Source organism: Planobispora rosea (genome assembly GCF_014648175.1).
Classification (GTDB): domain Bacteria; phylum Actinomycetota; class Actinomycetes; order Streptosporangiales; family Streptosporangiaceae; genus Planobispora; species Planobispora rosea.
Genome location: NZ_BMQP01000049.1, coordinates 52,249 through 67,689 on the forward strand (window position 1 = coordinate 52,249; position 15,441 = coordinate 67,689).

The 15,441-nt window shown below is 69.0% G+C and carries 16 protein-coding genes; 11 read left to right on the top strand and 5 right to left on the bottom strand.

Annotation, left to right across the window (positions count from 1 at the left end; all coding sequences use genetic code 11):
- Positions 1 to 26: 26 nt before the first annotated feature.
- The 3 genes from IEZ08_RS39965 to IEZ08_RS33525 form a co-directional block, all read right to left on the bottom strand.
- Positions 27 to 116, bottom strand: coding sequence for a glutamine synthetase (locus IEZ08_RS39965; protein WP_229803800.1), 90 nt, complete (start codon positions 114 to 116; stop codon positions 27 to 29).
- An 846-nt stretch (positions 117 to 962) separates the two neighbouring features.
- Positions 963 to 2,186, bottom strand: a complete 1,224-nt coding sequence (locus IEZ08_RS33520) for a helix-turn-helix domain-containing protein (protein ID WP_189243760.1) — start codon at positions 2,184 to 2,186, stop codon at positions 963 to 965.
- 4 nt (positions 2,187 to 2,190) lie between these two features.
- Entirely contained in the window at positions 2,191 to 2,526 is a 336-nt protein-coding gene (locus IEZ08_RS33525) for a putative quinol monooxygenase (protein WP_189243761.1), read from the bottom strand.
- A gap of 175 nt (positions 2,527 to 2,701) precedes the next feature.
- Here IEZ08_RS33525 and IEZ08_RS33530 point away from each other — a divergent pair, with 175 nt between their 5' ends.
- The 8 genes from IEZ08_RS33530 to IEZ08_RS33560 all read left to right on the top strand — a co-directional run bounded on the left by IEZ08_RS33530 (position 2,702) and on the right by IEZ08_RS33560 (position 8,373).
- Complete coding sequence (locus tag IEZ08_RS33530) at positions 2,702 to 3,118, top strand: transcriptional regulator (RefSeq protein ID WP_189243762.1); 417 nt, start codon at positions 2,702 to 2,704, stop codon at positions 3,116 to 3,118.
- Positions 3,115 to 3,396, top strand: coding sequence for a hypothetical protein (locus tag IEZ08_RS33535; protein WP_189243763.1), 282 nt, complete (start codon positions 3,115 to 3,117; stop codon positions 3,394 to 3,396). Before IEZ08_RS33530 ends, IEZ08_RS33535 begins: the two co-directional genes overlap by 4 nt.
- 25 nt (positions 3,397 to 3,421) lie before the next feature.
- Positions 3,422 to 3,544: a hypothetical protein gene (locus IEZ08_RS40410; RefSeq protein ID WP_268249390.1), complete on the top strand. Its 123-nt coding sequence runs from the start codon at positions 3,422 to 3,424 to the stop codon at positions 3,542 to 3,544.
- A 103-nt stretch (positions 3,545 to 3,647) separates the two neighbouring features.
- On the top strand, positions 3,648 to 5,099 hold the full coding sequence (locus IEZ08_RS33540) for an FtsK/SpoIIIE domain-containing protein (protein ID WP_189243764.1): 1,452 nt from the start codon (positions 3,648 to 3,650) through the stop codon (positions 5,097 to 5,099).
- Between the two features lies 1 nt (position 5,100).
- On the top strand, positions 5,101 to 5,325 hold the full coding sequence (locus IEZ08_RS33545) for a hypothetical protein (protein WP_189243765.1): 225 nt from the start codon (positions 5,101 to 5,103) through the stop codon (positions 5,323 to 5,325).
- Positions 5,322 to 6,938 (top strand): replication initiator, encoded by a 1,617-nt coding sequence (locus tag IEZ08_RS33550; RefSeq protein ID WP_307815600.1) that lies wholly within the window; start codon positions 5,322 to 5,324, stop codon positions 6,936 to 6,938. The genes IEZ08_RS33545 and IEZ08_RS33550 overlap by 4 nt, the downstream gene beginning before the upstream one ends.
- Complete coding sequence (locus IEZ08_RS33555; protein ID WP_189243766.1) at positions 6,935 to 7,114, top strand: helix-turn-helix transcriptional regulator; 180 nt, start codon at positions 6,935 to 6,937, stop codon at positions 7,112 to 7,114. Before IEZ08_RS33550 ends, IEZ08_RS33555 begins: the two co-directional genes overlap by 4 nt.
- Positions 7,111 to 8,373 carry a tyrosine-type recombinase/integrase gene (locus IEZ08_RS33560; protein WP_189243767.1) on the top strand — a complete coding sequence of 421 codons (1,263 nt, stop codon included), beginning with the start codon at positions 7,111 to 7,113 and terminating at the stop codon, positions 8,371 to 8,373. Before IEZ08_RS33555 ends, IEZ08_RS33560 begins: the two co-directional genes overlap by 4 nt.
- A gap of 83 nt (positions 8,374 to 8,456) precedes the next feature.
- Here the strand turns inward: IEZ08_RS33560 and glnA2 are convergent, their stop codons facing one another.
- Positions 8,457 to 9,818 carry a gamma-glutamylpolyamine synthetase GlnA2 gene (gene glnA2, locus IEZ08_RS33565; RefSeq protein WP_189243768.1) on the bottom strand — a complete coding sequence of 454 codons (1,362 nt, stop codon included), beginning with the start codon at positions 9,816 to 9,818 and terminating at the stop codon, positions 8,457 to 8,459.
- A gap of 202 nt (positions 9,819 to 10,020) precedes the next feature.
- Between glnA2 and IEZ08_RS33570 the strand changes: the two genes are divergently transcribed.
- Positions 10,021 to 11,010, top strand: a complete 990-nt coding sequence (locus tag IEZ08_RS33570) for an isoprenoid biosynthesis enzyme family protein (protein WP_189243769.1) — start codon at positions 10,021 to 10,023, stop codon at positions 11,008 to 11,010.
- On the opposite strand, the gene IEZ08_RS33575 is transcribed toward IEZ08_RS33570, so the two are convergent.
- Positions 10,965 to 11,963, bottom strand: a complete 999-nt coding sequence (locus tag IEZ08_RS33575; protein ID WP_068922509.1) for an ArsR/SmtB family transcription factor — start codon at positions 11,961 to 11,963, stop codon at positions 10,965 to 10,967. The genes IEZ08_RS33570 and IEZ08_RS33575 overlap by 46 nt on opposite strands.
- A gap of 47 nt (positions 11,964 to 12,010) precedes the next feature.
- Between IEZ08_RS33575 and IEZ08_RS33580 the strand changes: the two genes are divergently transcribed.
- Together IEZ08_RS33580 and IEZ08_RS33585 are read left to right on the top strand one after the other, a co-directional pair.
- Positions 12,011 to 13,324 carry an MDR family MFS transporter gene (locus tag IEZ08_RS33580; protein WP_189243770.1) on the top strand — a complete coding sequence of 438 codons (1,314 nt, stop codon included), beginning with the start codon at positions 12,011 to 12,013 and terminating at the stop codon, positions 13,322 to 13,324.
- A gap of 78 nt (positions 13,325 to 13,402) precedes the next feature.
- Positions 13,403 to 15,385 carry a sensor histidine kinase gene (locus IEZ08_RS33585; protein WP_229803802.1) on the top strand — a complete coding sequence of 661 codons (1,983 nt, stop codon included), beginning with the start codon at positions 13,403 to 13,405 and terminating at the stop codon, positions 15,383 to 15,385.
- Positions 15,386 to 15,441: the final 56 nt, after the last annotated feature.

Sequence of the window (15,441 nt, forward strand, 5' to 3'; positions counted from 1 at the left end):
AGTGAAACCGCCGCGCCGGCCCGGAGTCACAGCACCGGGAGGTAGCGGCCCAGCTCGAACTCGGTGACCTGGCGGCGGTACTCCCGCCACTCGGTGCGCTTGTTGCGCAGGGACAAACGCGCCGCTCTACGGACCTGCGGCGATATCCCGGAGTGCCGCGCTGACCGGGGTTTCATCCCTCGGCGGATCTCGATGTTTCTTGCTGGCTCCGCGCCTCGTGTGCCCTGATTGTGCCCTGCGCGGACGCGCACGGCTCCCCCTGGCTGATCTTCCCGTCTGCCTCGTCCCACCCGAAGGGCAGCGGGCCGACGACGGAGGATCATGCCCGTCTTCGCGTGTACCTTTGCCGGTCGCCGTTCCTCGATCATCGGATGCCAACGATCACAGACGGGCTTGAGCCGGAGGAGTCGGGTTGCTGGGCTCTGCCTGGGACGTGGCAGGCGGGACGATCAGGCTCCCTCAGCCACCTACGGTCTCCGGTCCGGCAATCGCGATCATCCCGGAGCCGAGGCCCCCGCCGGAGGCATGCTTTCCGACCACTACTTTCGGTGGCCTATCCTTTGGGTGCCGTCACGGGCAAAGGCGAATGGGAAAGTTCGTATTAGCTTCGCGCTAACACCCCTTGCTGGGATGAGCCGGTTCGAGTCCGGTAGTCCGTGGCGGCTTTCGCGTTCCCGCGGGGAGCGGAGCGGCCGGCGTCGATCCGAAGGACGCCGTAGGCGCCGCGTAGCGGTCGGGGCCGGTGGTCGGAGCGACCTTGGGCGGCGGCGCGGGCCTGGGTACGGCGGGTTGCTTGGTGCGGTGCGGCGGGTGTGCGGTGGGCCGCGCGTGCCCCCGCGCGAGACCGGCCCCCAGGCCGCATGCTCAGCGCGGGGAGGCACTGGCGCGGGGGTACGGCGGCGCGGCGCGCGCCGCCGCTTGATTCACACAATGGCAATTCGGCAAGATTCCTGCGAGCTTCGTTACGGAAGGACGCCGAACCGTTCGGCGAGATCGCGAAGTTCGGGCCGTGCGCGTGTACCGGAACGCTGGATCAGGTCACGGGCGACGTCGCGGGCGACCTTGTGTGTCCGGGTCTGCTCTGGCGTGAGCTGTTCGGCCTCCTGCAAGGCATGCAGAGCATCACCGATATGACGCCGCATGGCGTGGGCCTGCGCAACGTCGATCAGAAATCGGGCTTGGCGCTCCGGGGACATCTTTGAGGTGTCGATGTGCTCTGCGAGATCCAAGGCTTGCCCTGCGTCTCCCAGTTCGACGGCGACGGCGACGGCGTGGATGCCGACGTTGGTCGGGCCGAACTCAGTACCGAAGTCATTGCGATCGGAACCGAGCCGCTCGGCGGTCTTGCGTGCCTTGTCGAGGTGTTCGTGCGCTTGGGCGCGCTCGTTCTCCCGTGCGGCGGCAATGGCCAAGACCAGTTGGAATGCCCCATAGAGCGAGAGCACCTTGGGGTCGGCGTCTTGCTCGATCTTCTGGGCAAGAGCGTCGGCGACAGTGCTGCCGACTTGGTATGCCTGTGAGATCTGGCGCAGTGACAGGAACACGTGCGCCATGCGGAACAAGCTTGCCGCTACTTCCAGAGGAAGCCCGAGGTTCTCGGCGTTGAAGGCGGCGCGATCGGCAGCGATCCACGCGGCGTCGTTCTCGGAGAGCTTGGCCATCATCGCGGCTGCCGCTTGGTAGGTGTCCGTCAGTGCGTGTCGAGCTTGCTTGCGAAGCTCCTCGTCCGGGGCGTGCCGTACAGCCAGCTCAAGGTCTGTGATCAGGTTGGAGAGTACGGGGGCCAGTTCGGTGTAACGGCCAGCATGGACCATCTCCCAGACCGGGACCTTACGCTTGAGGATCTCGGACAAGCGCTTGGCGGTCACGGGCGTGCTTTCTGCTGTGATCACCGAGCGGATAACGGGGTGGCCGGTCAGAGCAAGTCGAAGTGTCTCGAACGCTTCTGAGCGGTCTTCGGCCGGTTCGTCGGTAGTGTCAGCGCCGCGCAGCTCGGCGACGCTGACCGACAACGTATCGGCGACCTTTTGGAGAACGGAGATCCGGTCAACGGAGCGGACCCCTCTCTCAACTTGGGAGACCCAGCTTTCGGAACGTCCGATGAGTCCGGCGAGATCGACTTGGGACAGGTTGAGGCGCTTGCGGTGGTACGCGATGCGTTCACCGACAACACGTGCGTCGGTCACGAGATCATGCCGCCTCGGAGGAAGTGGACGGCTTGCCGACGATCATGTTCATAAAGTCGACCTCGATTGCCTCTAGCAGCTCCTCGCGCTGTGCGAGGAAGTCTTTGACGTGCGGCTGCTGTTCATGTGCGTCGAAAGCCGCCCGGTCACGGTACAGCTCGTAGAAGATCCGCTGTCGCGGTTGTCCTTCGACATGGTGACAGGTGTAGATGAGCGTCCCCGGCTCTTGAGTCGTGATCTTGGCGACGGTCCGGGCGGTGAGGTCATCGAACGCGGATTCTGCCCCGTGGCGCACCGTGAAGCGCACTACCAGTGCGAACGGCTCTGCACCGTGAGCCATATTGCCCTCCTGGGCTTGATCGTATGCGGGTCAATGTCCACTTTATGCGGGTAGCACTTTCCCTACCAAGTAGTTATACCCGCATTTTTAGTACTGGTTCTCCTTGACTCTGGGACTACCCGCACTCAAAATGTGGGTAGACGCAAAAAAGGTGCGAATGAAGGGAGGTAGGGCGATGGCTCTTCCTGGAGGGATGAGGTTCCCGGTCCGCTTTGAGGACGTGTTCCCGGCTGGCTGTGCGCTGGTGCCGGACTCGATCGTTCAGGCGGAGGACTACGACGAGAAGACCGGTAAGAGGACTCCGGCCAAGGACAAGGTCACCCAGGGCCGCGTCTGGCAGTGCCGCGTCATGGACCTGGACCCCGATCTCGGGGCCAAGTCGCGCGAGGTCGCCGTGAAGATCCTGGCTGAGGTGCAGCCGGTTCCGCCCACGGGCGGGATGTTCGAGCAGATCGAGTTCATCGACATGACGGCGACGCCGTACCTGAACGACAAGACCAAGCGCCTGGCGTACTCGTTCCGGGCTGCCGGGATGGTCAAGCCGAACGGCTTCAAGGCTGCGTCGGCTCCGGCTCCCAAGGACGGTGCGTGATGGCGCGCAAGGGCGGCTCCTGGCAGCGAACGGCGCTGCATGTGGATGGCAAGGGACAGGCCACCTGCACCACCTACCCGGATCGCACTCCGGTCCTGGCTCTGGGGGCCGGTAACTCGATCGTCAGCGTGTGCCTGCACGCCGACACGGTCACCGCTGAGTCGGTGGACTTCGCACGAGAGCTGGCCAAGGCGGCTGCCGACTTCGCGATGGAGATCGAGCGGCGTTGGCGGGGCCTGTCATCGATCAGCACGCAGGCTCCCAACCGGGTGGCCTGATCTCGATCACCAAGAGGAGCACGTCATGCGGTTCAACCCCGATTACTCCTGGGACACGTGCAACCACGCCAACACGACCGTGTACGCCAAGGACGGCGTCGAGGTGTGCGACGACTGCGGGTTCATCGTCTATGAGGACCTGGACTGACGCGGCCTGACGGCAAGGCGGGGCCACTGGAAGTTGCCGCTCCCGGTGGCCCCTGATCTCCACCCCAACCGCTCCAACGGATCAAGGAAGAGGTGTTCAGTCTATGTTCCGCAAGCTCCCCGGCGACCCCGCGCGGGATCTGGTGTCCACCACACCCGATACCGCCGTGGTCTTCCGTCCCTCGGTGGTGCAAGTCCCCGCCATCGTCACCGTCCTGATCGCGCTGTGGCGCTTCCTGGGCGGGACCGTCCGCACGATCTACCGCCACCCGATCGCCTGCCTGCTGTGCCTGGGCCTGGCCTGGCTGATCTACTCGGTGGGCTGGCAGCGTGCGCTGCTGCTCATCCTGGCCGAAACCGGGCTGCTGATCGCCTGGGCACGGCTGGAGCGGGCCTCGTTCTGCGCTTTGGTCGGCTGGCGGCTGCTGGCCTGGTACCGCTGGATGTGGATCTACCGGCGGCACTGGCAGCCCACCATGGTCATCTCCGGTCTCGGCCGCACATCCGGGGGGCGCGAATTCCTGCCCCGACTGCGCAAGGTCACCTGTGACGGCTGGGCCGACACGGTGCGCATCAAGATGCTGTCCGGCCAGTCCCATGAGGATTGGGAGAAGCGGGCTCCGCACCTGGCTCATGCCTTCGGCGCGCCCTCCTGCCGGGTCACCGTCGGAAAACCCGGCTGGCTGGCCCTGACCTTCCCGCGTCGCGATCCGCTGGCCGTCCCGCTGCCCGCCATCCCGATCAAGAACGTGCCGCATCCGGAGTTCGCCGAGACCGGTCTTCGCGAGGACGGCAAGCCGCTCATGCTGCGGGTGCATGGCACGCACCTGCTGATCGTGGGCGCGACCGGGGCCGGTAAGGGCTCTTGGGAGTGGGGGATCATCCGCGATCGCCTTCCCCTGGTGCGGGCGGGCCTGTGCCGTCTGTGGGTGTGCGACCCCAAGCGCATGGAGCTGAAGTTCGGTCACAGTCCCAGCGAAGCGCCTGGTAAGACGCTGTTTTACCGCTATGCCGCGACCCCGGAGGACTGCCTGACGCTGCTGGAAGAGGCCGAAAAGGAGATGCAGCGAACCGCTGATGCCTTCGGCGGGCATGTGCGCAAGCACGTCGCTTCGCTGGAGTACCCGCACAACATCATCATCGTGGATGAAGTGGCGTTCCTGACGGCCTACGTCGATGACCGCAAGATCAGGGATGCGATCAACAGCAGACTCTCGACCCTGTCCACGCAAGGCCGCTCGGTCGGCTTCACCCTGATCGCCGCACTGCAGGACCCGCGCAAGGAGGTCCTGAAGATCCGCAACCTGTTCCCCGACAAGATCGCCCTGCGGCTCGATGAGTCCGACCAGGTGGACATGGTGCTCGGAGAAGGCGCGCGGGATCGCGGTGCGCTGGCTGACCTGATCGCCAGCGACGAGTACGAGGGCGCGGGCGTTGGCTTCGTCCGGCTGGAGAAGTCGCCCATCCCGATCCGGGGCCGTGCGGGCTACGTCTCCGATGACGACATCACCGACATGGTCCGCGACTACGGCCAGCACCTGGCGGAGGTGATCTGAGATGACCACCGAACTCGAACCCCTGACCGGGCATCGCTGCCCCACCTGCCGGACCAAGGGCAAGTCCTGGCTCAACGCCAAGACACAGCAAGTCACCTGCACTGAGTGCGGACAAGCATCCCTGGTACTGATCACCCCGGAACCTGAACCGGAACCGGAACCGGAACCGGAACCGGTCAAGCCTCGCCGTACCCGTACGGCTCGCCCCCGGAGCAAGGCCAAGTGAACGCCACCGACCGTCAGACTCCCCGCGCGATCCGGCTTTCGATGCCGCTCGCGCGGGAGGTCGTTGACCAACTGGCCATCGCCCTAGGGGTATGCATCCGCCCCATCCCGATGTACCGGCTCGACCCGGCTACGGGCGAGACCAGGTGCGTGGATGTGCCGTGCGGGACCACTCTGGAGAGCAAGTGCCCGCCATGCGCCAAGCGCAACCTTCAGCTCCGCAAGGCCCAGTGCCGCGAGGGCTGGCACACCGAGACTGAACCGGAGATCACCCCGAACGCGCCCACTGAGGAGCAGACCTACCTGATCGAGCTGCGTGCCCAGCTCCAGGGCTACCGCGACCAAGCCGAGGCCGAGGGTGAAGACCTCGCATCCTGGGATGAGGCGATTGCTCAGGTTGAGATGGAGATGCGGGCCGCTGGCCTGCGGGGCTCGGTGCTGGGCCGCTCGGCCACTAGTCGCCAGCGCTCCACCCGACGACGGCAGGACGCCCCAGACCTGCCCAAGCGCAAGAAGATCCCCGGCACGCTCGGTCGGCTGTACGAGGCCCCGGACGGCAGGCGCTACCGGCCGTCGATGTTCATCACGCTCACCCTGCCCTCCTACGGCAAGGTGCATGACGGCGCTCCAGTCGATCCGGACTCCTACGACTACACCCGGGCTGCGCGCGATGCCATCCACTTCGGTCGGCTGGTGGATCGCTTCATTCAGAACCTGCGGCGCGTGGCGGGCTGGGACGTGCAGTACTTCGCCACCGTCGAACCCCAAAAGCGCGGGGCTCCACACCTGCATCTGGCCATGCGGGGCACGCTGTCCCGGGCCGAGATCAAGCAGATCGCCGCTGCCACCTACCACCAGGTGTGGTGGCCTGCCACCGACCGGGTCGTCTTCGATGGCGAGCACCTGCCCGTCTGGGAGGACGGGTGCGGCTATCTCGATCCGCGTACGGGTGAGGTGCTGCCCACCTGGGATGAGGAACTGGATGCTCTGGACGAGGATACCGAGCCGCTGCACGTGCTGCGCTTCGGTGATCAGGTCAAGCCGGTCGGCGTGCTCGGCGGGACCGAACGGGCTGATCATCTGGTCAAGCACTACCTGACCAAGTATCTGACCAAATCGATCGCCGAGACCGTGGAGCCGCAGACCCAGCGCCAGAAGGACCACGTCGATCGGATGGTCGAGGCGCTGCACTACGAGCCGTGCTCGGAGTTCTGCCCGAACTGGCTGCGCTACGGCGTGCAGCCCAAGAACGCGCGTCCGGGTCAGGCTCCGGGCCGCTGCAAGGGCAAGGCACACAAGGCCGAACACCTGGGCATCCGGGGCCGTCGCGTGCTGGTCTCGCGCAAGTGGTCCAGCAAGACCCTGACCGATCACCGGGCCGACCGCCGCGCCTGGGTGCTGGAGACCCTCGGGCTTTCGGCAACGGAGAGCCCCGACCCCAGCCGCTACGTCTGGCGCAAGGTACCCCCGGGTGATCCGGACCTGCCGCCGTTGGGACAACGGCTGCTTTCGGCAATCGCTGAGCGGCAACGGCAACGCGAACTGCTGGCCGAAGCACAAGCCAGACAGGCCGACACCGATCTTTCGGCAACCGGGAAGGAGGCGGCGGCATGAACACCCTCAATGACGATCTCTGGGACGTGGCGCGAGTCGCGAAGTTCCTCGGCGTACCGCCTGCCACCCTCTACCAGTGGCGCTACCTGGGCACCGGTCCGACCGGTCACAAGATTGGCCGTCACCTGCGGTACTTCCCGGAGGACGTACGAGCCTGGGTGCGGGAGCAGTCATGACGATCTATGACCGGTGGCACAAGTCCCGGCCCAAGCCGGATGAGGAACTGTGCGGCTGCCGCCCCAAGCGGGTCCCGACCAGCGATCACGGCTGTGACGGGCGCTGGCAGGTTCGCTACCGAGACGACACGGGTAGTCAGCGGAAGCGTAACTTCGATCGCCGTCCCGATGCCGAGCGGTTCGATACGGAGATCAAAAACAGTCTGCACAAGGGCGAGTACCTCGACCCTTCGGCCGGACAGATCACCTTGAGCGCCTACGCCCGGGAATGGCGGGCCAGTCTGACGAGTGATCCCGGCACCCTGGAGGGCGTGGACAGTCGGCTGTCTCGGTGGGTGTACGGCCAGAAGATCGGATCAGAAACGATGATCTCTTTGGCTGCCCGTCCCGCTCTGCTCCGATCATGGATCAAGCTCATGGAAGGCGCGTTGGCCCCGGGCTCCATCAAGGTCATCACAGACATGGTGTCAGCGATCTTCAGCACTGCCGTTGACGACCGGATCATCAACCGCAATCCCTTCAAGCTGAAGTCGGTTCAGACGGCACGGCCGGTTGAGAACGGCTCCAAGAAGGTGATCCCCTGGACGCTGGCTCAGGTCGCCAGGGTCGCCGAGATGCTTCCGGCCCACCTGGGGGCGATGGTCTATCTGGGCGCGGGCTGCGGACTCCGGCAAGGTGAGCTGTTCGGGATCGCCGTCGATGATCTGGACTTCGACAACGGCTTGGTCCACGTGAACCGTCAGGTCCGGCTCGTCCGAAGTCGGCAGGTGTTCTCCCTGCCCAAGCGGAACAAGACCCGATCAGTGCCCATGCCCGCATCGGTGGCCGAACGCCTGCGGGCACACATCGAGCGCCACTCCCCCACGGATGTGACCTTGCCCTGGCGAGTGCCAGACGGGGAGCCTCGGACGTACCGTCTCCTGTTCGTCCGGGAGACCGGAGGCGCGCTGCATCGAGGCTCCTTCAACTACACCTGGCGCGGTGCCATCGAACGGGCCGGGATCGTGCCGCCCACTCCTCCGGGCATTCGGCGCAAGCCGTACCGGGAACACGGCTGCCATAAGCTCCGGCACACCGCCGCGTCGGCCTGGCTTGCCGCTGGCGTCGATGTCGTGACCGTCGCCGAGTATCTCGGGCACAACGATCCGGCCTTCACCCTGCGGACGTACACCCACCTCATGCCCAGCGCGACGGAGCGGGCGCGGCGGGCCATGGACGCCTTCTTCAGCGACAGCGTGTGTGCCCTGGATGTGCCTTGATCTTCGATATCTGCCTGATCGCCCCTGCCGACGAGCCTTCCCCGCCTGTCCGGGAACGCTCGTCGGCAGTCTGTTCGCGCAGTTCAGAGCACCGGGAGGTAGCGGCCCAGCTCGAACTCGGTGACCTGGCGGCGGTAGTCGTTCCACTCGGCGCGCTTGTTGCGCAGGAAGTAGTCGAAGACGTGCTCGCCGAGGGTCTCGGCGACCAGCTCGCTGCGCTCCATGACCGCGATGGCCTCGTCCAGCGACTGCGGGAGCGGCGCGATGCCCAGGGCGCGGCGCTCGGCGCTGGTCAGCGCCCACACGTCGTCCTCGGCGCCGGGGGGCATCTCGTAGCCCTCCTCGATGCCCTTCAGCCCGGCGGCGAGGATCACCGCGAAGGCCAGGTAGGGGTTGCAGGCGGAGTCGAGCGAGCGGAACTCGATGCGGGTGGAGCCGCTCTTGTGCGGCTTGTACATCGGCACGCGGACCAGGGCCGAGCGGTTGTTGTGGCCCCAGCAGATGTAGCTCGGCGCCTCGCCGCCCTGACCGGCGATCGCCTCGGCCCCGCCCCACAGGCGCTTGTAGGAGTTGACCCACTGGTTGCAGACGGCGGTGATCTCGGCGGCGTGGGCCAGCAGGCCGCCGATGAAGGCGCGGCCGGTCTTGGAGAGCTGGTACTCGGCGCCGGGCTCGTGGAAGGCGTTGCGGTCGCCCTCGAACAGCGACATGTGGGTGTGCATGCCGGAGCCGGGGTACTCGGTGAAGGGCTTGGGCATGAAGCTGGCCCAGATGCCCTGCTCCAGCGCGACCTCCTTCATGACCAGGCGGAAGGTCATGATGTTGTCGGCGGTGGTGAGCGCGTCGGCGTAGCGCAGGTCGATCTCCTGCTGGCCGGGCCCGCCCTCGTGGTGGCTGTACTCCACCGAGATGCCCATCGACTCCAGCATCATGATCGCCTGACGCCGGAAGTCGTGGCCGGAACTGTGCGGGGTGTGGTCGAAGTAGCCGCCCTCGTCGATGGGCTCGGGGCGGGCGCCGCGCTCGGGGCGGTTCTTCAGCAGGAAGAACTCGACCTCGGGATGGGTGTAGAAGCTGAAGCCCATGTCGGAGGCCTTGGCCAGGGTCCGCTTGAGCACCCAGCGCGGGTCGGCGTGCGAGGGCGAGCCGTCCGGCATGAGGATGTCGCAGAACATCCGGGCCGTGCCGGGGTTCTCACTGCGCCAGGGCAGCATCTGGAAGGTGGCCGGGTCGGGCTTGGCGAGCATGTCCGACTCGTAGACGCGGGCGAAGCCCTCGATCGCCGAGCCGTCGAAGCCGATGCCCTCGGCGAAGGCGCCCTCCAGCTCGGCGGGGGCGACGGCCACCGACTTGAGGAACCCGAGCACGTCGGTGAACCACAACCGGATGAACCGGATGTCGCGTTCCTCGAGGGTGCGCAGAACGAACTCCTGCTGGCGGTCCAAGGCCTCTCCTCTGTTGCCGGCGCGGTGCGACACGCCTGGTGGTCTACCAGTCTGCCCGGCGCGTGTTTCACACACGTTACGAGCACGGACGGCGAGGCGCCCGATCGGGTCCGCCGCACCGCTCCATTCTCCTCTCCCGTCTTTCCCGTCGTGCCTCCATGGAACCGGCCCCGTCCCCTCCTACAGTGAGCGATTCCTGACAGTGCGCGACCGGAAGGCCGCCGACGCTCCGATCCGGGGGAAGACGACGACGATGCTCACCCTTTCCCGGCCGGTCCTCTCATCCGAGGCACTGGCCCCGCTCACCGAGCGACTCGCGGCGATGACCGCCCCCTGCCCCATGCACCCCTCGGTCCACCGGATCGAGGCGGCCGTCATCACCTGGTCGCGCGAGCTCGGCCTGGAGGCCGTCCCCGGCGCGGACGCGCACCGGCTGGCCGGGCGGGCGCTGGCCGGTTGCGACGCGCCCTCCGCCACGCTGTTCGCGCGCTGGCTGGTCTGGGCGGGCCGTTTCCGGGAGGAGCCCGCCGCCCGCGCCGGGGTGCTGGCGGTGGCCGGGGGCGGCGATCCCGGGCCGCACGTGGTGGAGCGGGCCTTCGCCGACCTGTGGCGGGTATCGGCTCCCGGGATGAGCGAGGGGTGGCGGGAGCGGTTCCGGTCCGGGCTGGCGGCCCAGCACACCGCGCTTCCGGCACCCCGGGACGCCGTGCCACCGGCACCCCGGCGCCCCGCGCCGCCGGTGCTCCCGGATGCCGCGCTCTCCGGCGCCGGGCGCGACAGGACCGGCTTCGGGACCTACCTGCTCGACCTGGTGGAGCCCTGCCTGGGGGTGGAGGTGCCCGTCTCCGTCGCCGGGAGCCCGCAGTGGCGGGCGGTCACCGAGGCGAGCGGCGACGTCGCCGCCTGGTGCGACCTCCTGGCCGCCGGGCGCGTCCCGGCCGCGGCCGGGGAGCGGACCCCGGACGGGGTGGTCGAGCGGATCGTGACCCGGATGGAGGAGTTGTGGACGGCGGCGCGCGCCGTCCCCGCCCTGGTGGAGCGGCGCGGTCTCGACTTCGCCGCCTCGGCCGAGGTGACCCGGGTGACCTGTGCCTTCCTGACCGTCTCGCGCGCCTACCTGGAGCGGCTCCTGGAGGCCGGGACCCGCTACGCCGCGCAGACCAGGGAGTCGCCGACCGGGGTGCGTCTGTAGAGGACCTCTCGGCCCATCCGCCGCCGCGTCACCAGGCCGCCGTCGGACAGGACGGTCAGGTGCTGGCTGATCGCGCCGGGGGTGAGCTCCATCCGCCGGGCCAGGGCCGAGGTGGTCGAGGGATCGGCCAGGGCGGTGAGGATCTGCGCGCGGGTCCTGCCGATCAGCGCGGCCAGGGCGCCGGGCGCGGGCGGCGGGCCCTCGGTCCACAGGGTGCCGACGCCGGTGGCGGGGTAGACGAGCATCGGCTGGTACGGCTCGACCATCACGGCCGTGTCCGGCCACCAGAAGGCGGTCGGCACGAGCACCAGCCCGTCGCCGCCCAGCGGGGCGGAGTACTCCCACCTCCGCACGACCGCGAGCCGGTCGCCGCGCCAGCTGACGTTCGGGTGCAGGTCGGAGAAGAGCTCCCGGGCCCCGCCCGCGGCCAGCTGCCGGGAGCGGCGCGTCACCTCCCCCTCCAGCAGCCCGTGGACGCGCGGCCAGAACTCGGCGAAGGCCACCTCCCAGTAGCGCTGGAGGGTGTCGGCGACCCGCGCCACCCCGGCCTCGGGGTCGGCCCGGAACCTCTCGACGATCCGCGGGTCGGCCCCGGAGACCCAGCCCGCCTCCGCGGCGGCCCGCTCGGGCGGCGTGCGCCGTACCCGGTCCAGCTCGGCGGCGAAGTCGGGCACCGGCGTGTCGGGGGTGGGCGTCACGAAGTCGACGAGGTAGCCCGCCGTGGGGACCAGCGCGAACAACTCGGACAGGTCGAGCCCGGCCAGGCGGGGCCGTACGGCGCGCACCCAGGGCAGGTGGAGCGAGCGCCGGGCCGGGTCGCGCAGCGTGCGCAGGCTGGCGACCAGTTCCCAGATCGGTGAGAAGGCGAAGCGGATGCGGGCCACGTCGTCGGGGGCGAAGACCCACTCGACGTGGCAGGACTTCTTCTGCACCCCGCACGACCCTTTAGTCATGCCTAAAAGATTGGCGCACTTCCGAACACCTGTCCACCCTGGTCCCCATGACGAGCTCGACCCTCACCAAACCCGGATTCCTGCAATCGAAGATCGGTGGACTTCCCCGCGCGTTCTGGGCCCTGTGGTCCGGGACGCTGGTCAACCGGGTCGGCATGATGGTCGAGCCGTTCATCGGCGTCTACCTGACCCAGGCGCGGGGCATGTCCCTGGCCACGGCGGGCGCGGTGATGGCGGTCTTCGGGGTGGGCTCGCTGATCTCCCAGGTCCTGGCGGGCTGGTTGGCCGACCGGTTCGGGCGGCGGATCACGCTGACCGGCGGCATGATCGCGACCGCCGCGGCGATGGTCGCGCTGGGGGCGAGCACCTCGCCGGCCGCGATCGTGGCGACGATGTTCGTGCTCGGCCTGACGATCGACGCCTACCGGCCCGCCTCCACCGCGCTGGTGGCCGACCTGGTCGCGCCCGAGGACCGGCCGCGCGCCTACGGCCTGCTGTTCTGGGCGCTGAACCTGGGTTTCGCAGTGGCGATGGTGATCGGCGGCTGGCTGGCCGAGGCGGGTCACGGCTGGATGTTCTGGTTCAACGCGACCACTGCGGTGATCTTCGGGCTCCTGGTGTGGCGGGCGGTCCCGGAGACCCGGCCGGAGCCGGGCGGGCGGGAGGCCGCCGCGCGCGGCGGGTTCGGCGTGGTGCTCCGGGACCGGCTGATGGTCGCCTACATCGTGATCTGCACGCTCGCCAGCCTGGTCTACACCCAGGCGTTCACGACCCTGCCGCTGGCCATGACCGGGGCGGGCTTCGACAAGACCGACTACGGGCTGGTCATGGCGGTCAACGGCATCCTGATCGTGCTGATCCAGCCGCTGACCGGCGACTGGCTGGGCAGGCGGGACCCCAGCACGACGCTGGCGATCGGGTTCGCCGTGATCGCCGCGGGCTTCGCGCTGAACTCCGTCGTCTCCAGCGTCGCCGGGTACGCCGCCACCCTGGTCGTCTGGACGCTGGGCGAGATCGTCACCGCGGGCATCCCCGGCGCCATCGTGGCCGCGCTCGCCCCCGCCCACCTGCGCGGCCGCTACTCGGGCATGTACGGCCTCTCCTGGTCGGCCGGGGCCATGCTGGCGCCGCTGCTCGGCACCCGTCTCCTGGAGGCCGGTCCCACCACCCTCTGGCTGACCGTCGGCGCGATCGAGCTGGTGGCCGCCGGCGGCCTGCTGGCGATCGGCCCGGCGCTGCGGCGCCGTACGGGGACGGCGCAGGACCGTACGGAGGCCGCAGCGCACAGCCTCACGGAGGCCACGCCGCACAGCCGTGCGAAGACGGCGGGCCGTGAGCGTGCGGAATCAACATCACGTTGAGCGCTTGTTGATTGAACATTCGCCCATCCCGGCTAGGGTCACTCCAACGTCTGCACATGCCGCACGTGGAGGGGCTGGGTGGCTCGCGAGCTGGGCCGATCGGGGTCGGAGGGGCAGCACGCCGGCGAGGCGCACGGGCGCGTGCGCCTCACCGGCGTGCTGATCGCCGTCGTCTCCGTGGCCCTGGAGTGCGCGAACATCGTGGTGACCGCCGAGCTCCCGCAGCCCGGCTACACCCCGCTGCCCTTCGCGCCCGAGGACATGGCGGGAACCGCGTTCCCGCTCTTCGGCGCGCTGCTGATCTTCCGCCGGCCGCGGCTGCTCATCGGCTGGCTGCTGGCGGTGGGCGGCCTGGCCTGCGCGGTCAACATCCTGACGGTCAACGTCGCCCTGCTGAACGGCGCCTCCCTCAGCGCCGGCGCCGTGCCCGCGCCCTACCGGCTGACCATCAACCTGAGCTGGGTGCTGGCGACGTTGCTGCTGGGGATGCTGCTCCCCCTGCTCTACCCGACCGGCCGCCTGCCCTCTCCCCGGTGGCGGCCGGTGGCCGCCCTCGCCCTTCTGGTGCAGGGACTGGACGCCGTGCGGTGGCTGCTGGTCTCCCTGGACGTGGTGAAGTTGCCTCCGGCCGTCACGAAGTTCATGCACTGGCCGGCCAACGTGGTGATGGCGCTGGCCTTCGCCTCGCTGGCGGTGCGCTTCCACCGCGCGGAGCCGCTTGAACGACGGCGGATCCTCTGGCCCCTGTTCGCGTTCGCGGGCCTGCTCGTCCCCTGGGTGGTGGGCGGCCCGATCTGGTGGCTGACCTCCTTCACCATCCCGCTCATCCCGGCCGCCATCACGTTCTCGATCCTGCGGCACGGGCTCTACGGCATCGACACCCTGATCACCCGCACGCTGGTCGGCGCGGGTCTCGTCGGTGTGATCGGCGGCGTCTACGTGGCGGTGGGCGCGGCCTCCAGCCTGTTCCTGTCGGACGTCGACCGGCTCGGCGGCCTGCTCGCCGCGCTCTGCGCCGGGGCCTTCTTCCACCCGCTCCGCCGGATCCTGCAGCGCGGCGCCGACCGGCTGCTCTACGGCAGCAAGGGCGACCCCGTGGCCCTGGCCGGAGAACTGCGGCGGCGGCTGCAGCGCACCGATCCCGCCGAGGGCCTGCCCGCGGCCCTGGACGTGCTGCGCGAGGGACTGTCCGTCACGGGGGTCGCGGTGCGCTTCCCCGACGGGCGGCCCGCCCGGACGACCGTGGGCGAGCTCGGTGAGACGGCGCGCGAGGTCCCCCTGGTCTGGCACGGCGAACCGGTCGGCCATCTGCTCATCGGTCCTCCCGGTGCCCGGCGGCTGCCGGCCGCCCACAACGAGCGGGTCGTCGCCGCGCTCACGCCGTACATCGCCGACTGCGCGCACGCGGTCCGGCTGGTCGCCGCGCTGCGCCACTCGCGGGAGCGGATCATCGCCGCCCGCGAGGAGGAACGCCGCCGCCTCCGCCGCGACCTCCACGACGGCCTGGGCCAGTCGCTCAGCGGCATGGCCATGTCCATCAACGCGGCCCGGCACTACCTGCACGCCTCCCCGGAGAACGCCGAGCGCCTGCTCGACGGCCTGCGTTCCGGCATGGACAGCGTGACCGGCGACATCAGGCAGCTGGTGTACGGCCTGCGCCCCCCTGCCCTGGACGACCTCGGCCTGGCCGGGGCGATCACGGAGATGGCCGGGCCCGGCGTCGCCGTCGAGGCGGACGGCGACCTGACCGGCCTGCCGGCCGCCACCGAGGTGGCCGCCTACCGGATCGTCCAGGAGGCGCTCACCAACGTCCGCAAACACGCCTCGGCCACCACCGTGCGGGTCGCGCTGGAACGCAGCGACCACCTCGTCGTCCGGGTGAGCGACGACGGGGTGGGCGTGCCGCCGGAGCGGCGCTCCGGGGTCGGGCTGACGTCGATGCGGGAGCGGGCGGCCGAGCTCGGCGGCACCTGCCTGATCACGTCACCGCCCGGAGAAGGCACGACGGTCGAGGCGGTGCTGCCGCTGTTCCTGGAGGAGGCCCGGCCGCTGACTCGTTAGAGCGTGACTCATTTGGTGGTCGCTCGTTTGATATGGCATGGATGCGTTCCTTCAGC

Coding starts and splice junctions, on each gene's coding strand:
- IEZ08_RS33580 (WP_189243770.1), top strand. CDS start 12,011: ATGACGAGCTCGACCCTCACCAAACCCGGATTCCTGCAATCGAAGATC.
- IEZ08_RS33560 (WP_189243767.1), top strand. CDS start 7,111: ATGACGATCTATGACCGGTGGCACAAGTCCCGGCCCAAGCCGGATGAG.
- IEZ08_RS33575 (WP_068922509.1), bottom strand. CDS start 11,963: ATGACTAAAGGGTCGTGCGGGGTGCAGAAGAAGTCCTGCCACGTCGAG.
- IEZ08_RS33525 (WP_189243761.1), bottom strand. CDS start 2,526: ATGGCTCACGGTGCAGAGCCGTTCGCACTGGTAGTGCGCTTCACGGTG.
- IEZ08_RS33530 (WP_189243762.1), top strand. CDS start 2,702: ATGGCTCTTCCTGGAGGGATGAGGTTCCCGGTCCGCTTTGAGGACGTG.
- IEZ08_RS33545 (WP_189243765.1), top strand. CDS start 5,101: ATGACCACCGAACTCGAACCCCTGACCGGGCATCGCTGCCCCACCTGC.
- IEZ08_RS40410 (WP_268249390.1), top strand. CDS start 3,422: ATGCGGTTCAACCCCGATTACTCCTGGGACACGTGCAACCACGCCAAC.
- IEZ08_RS33555 (WP_189243766.1), top strand. CDS start 6,935: ATGAACACCCTCAATGACGATCTCTGGGACGTGGCGCGAGTCGCGAAG.
- IEZ08_RS33540 (WP_189243764.1), top strand. CDS start 3,648: ATGTTCCGCAAGCTCCCCGGCGACCCCGCGCGGGATCTGGTGTCCACC.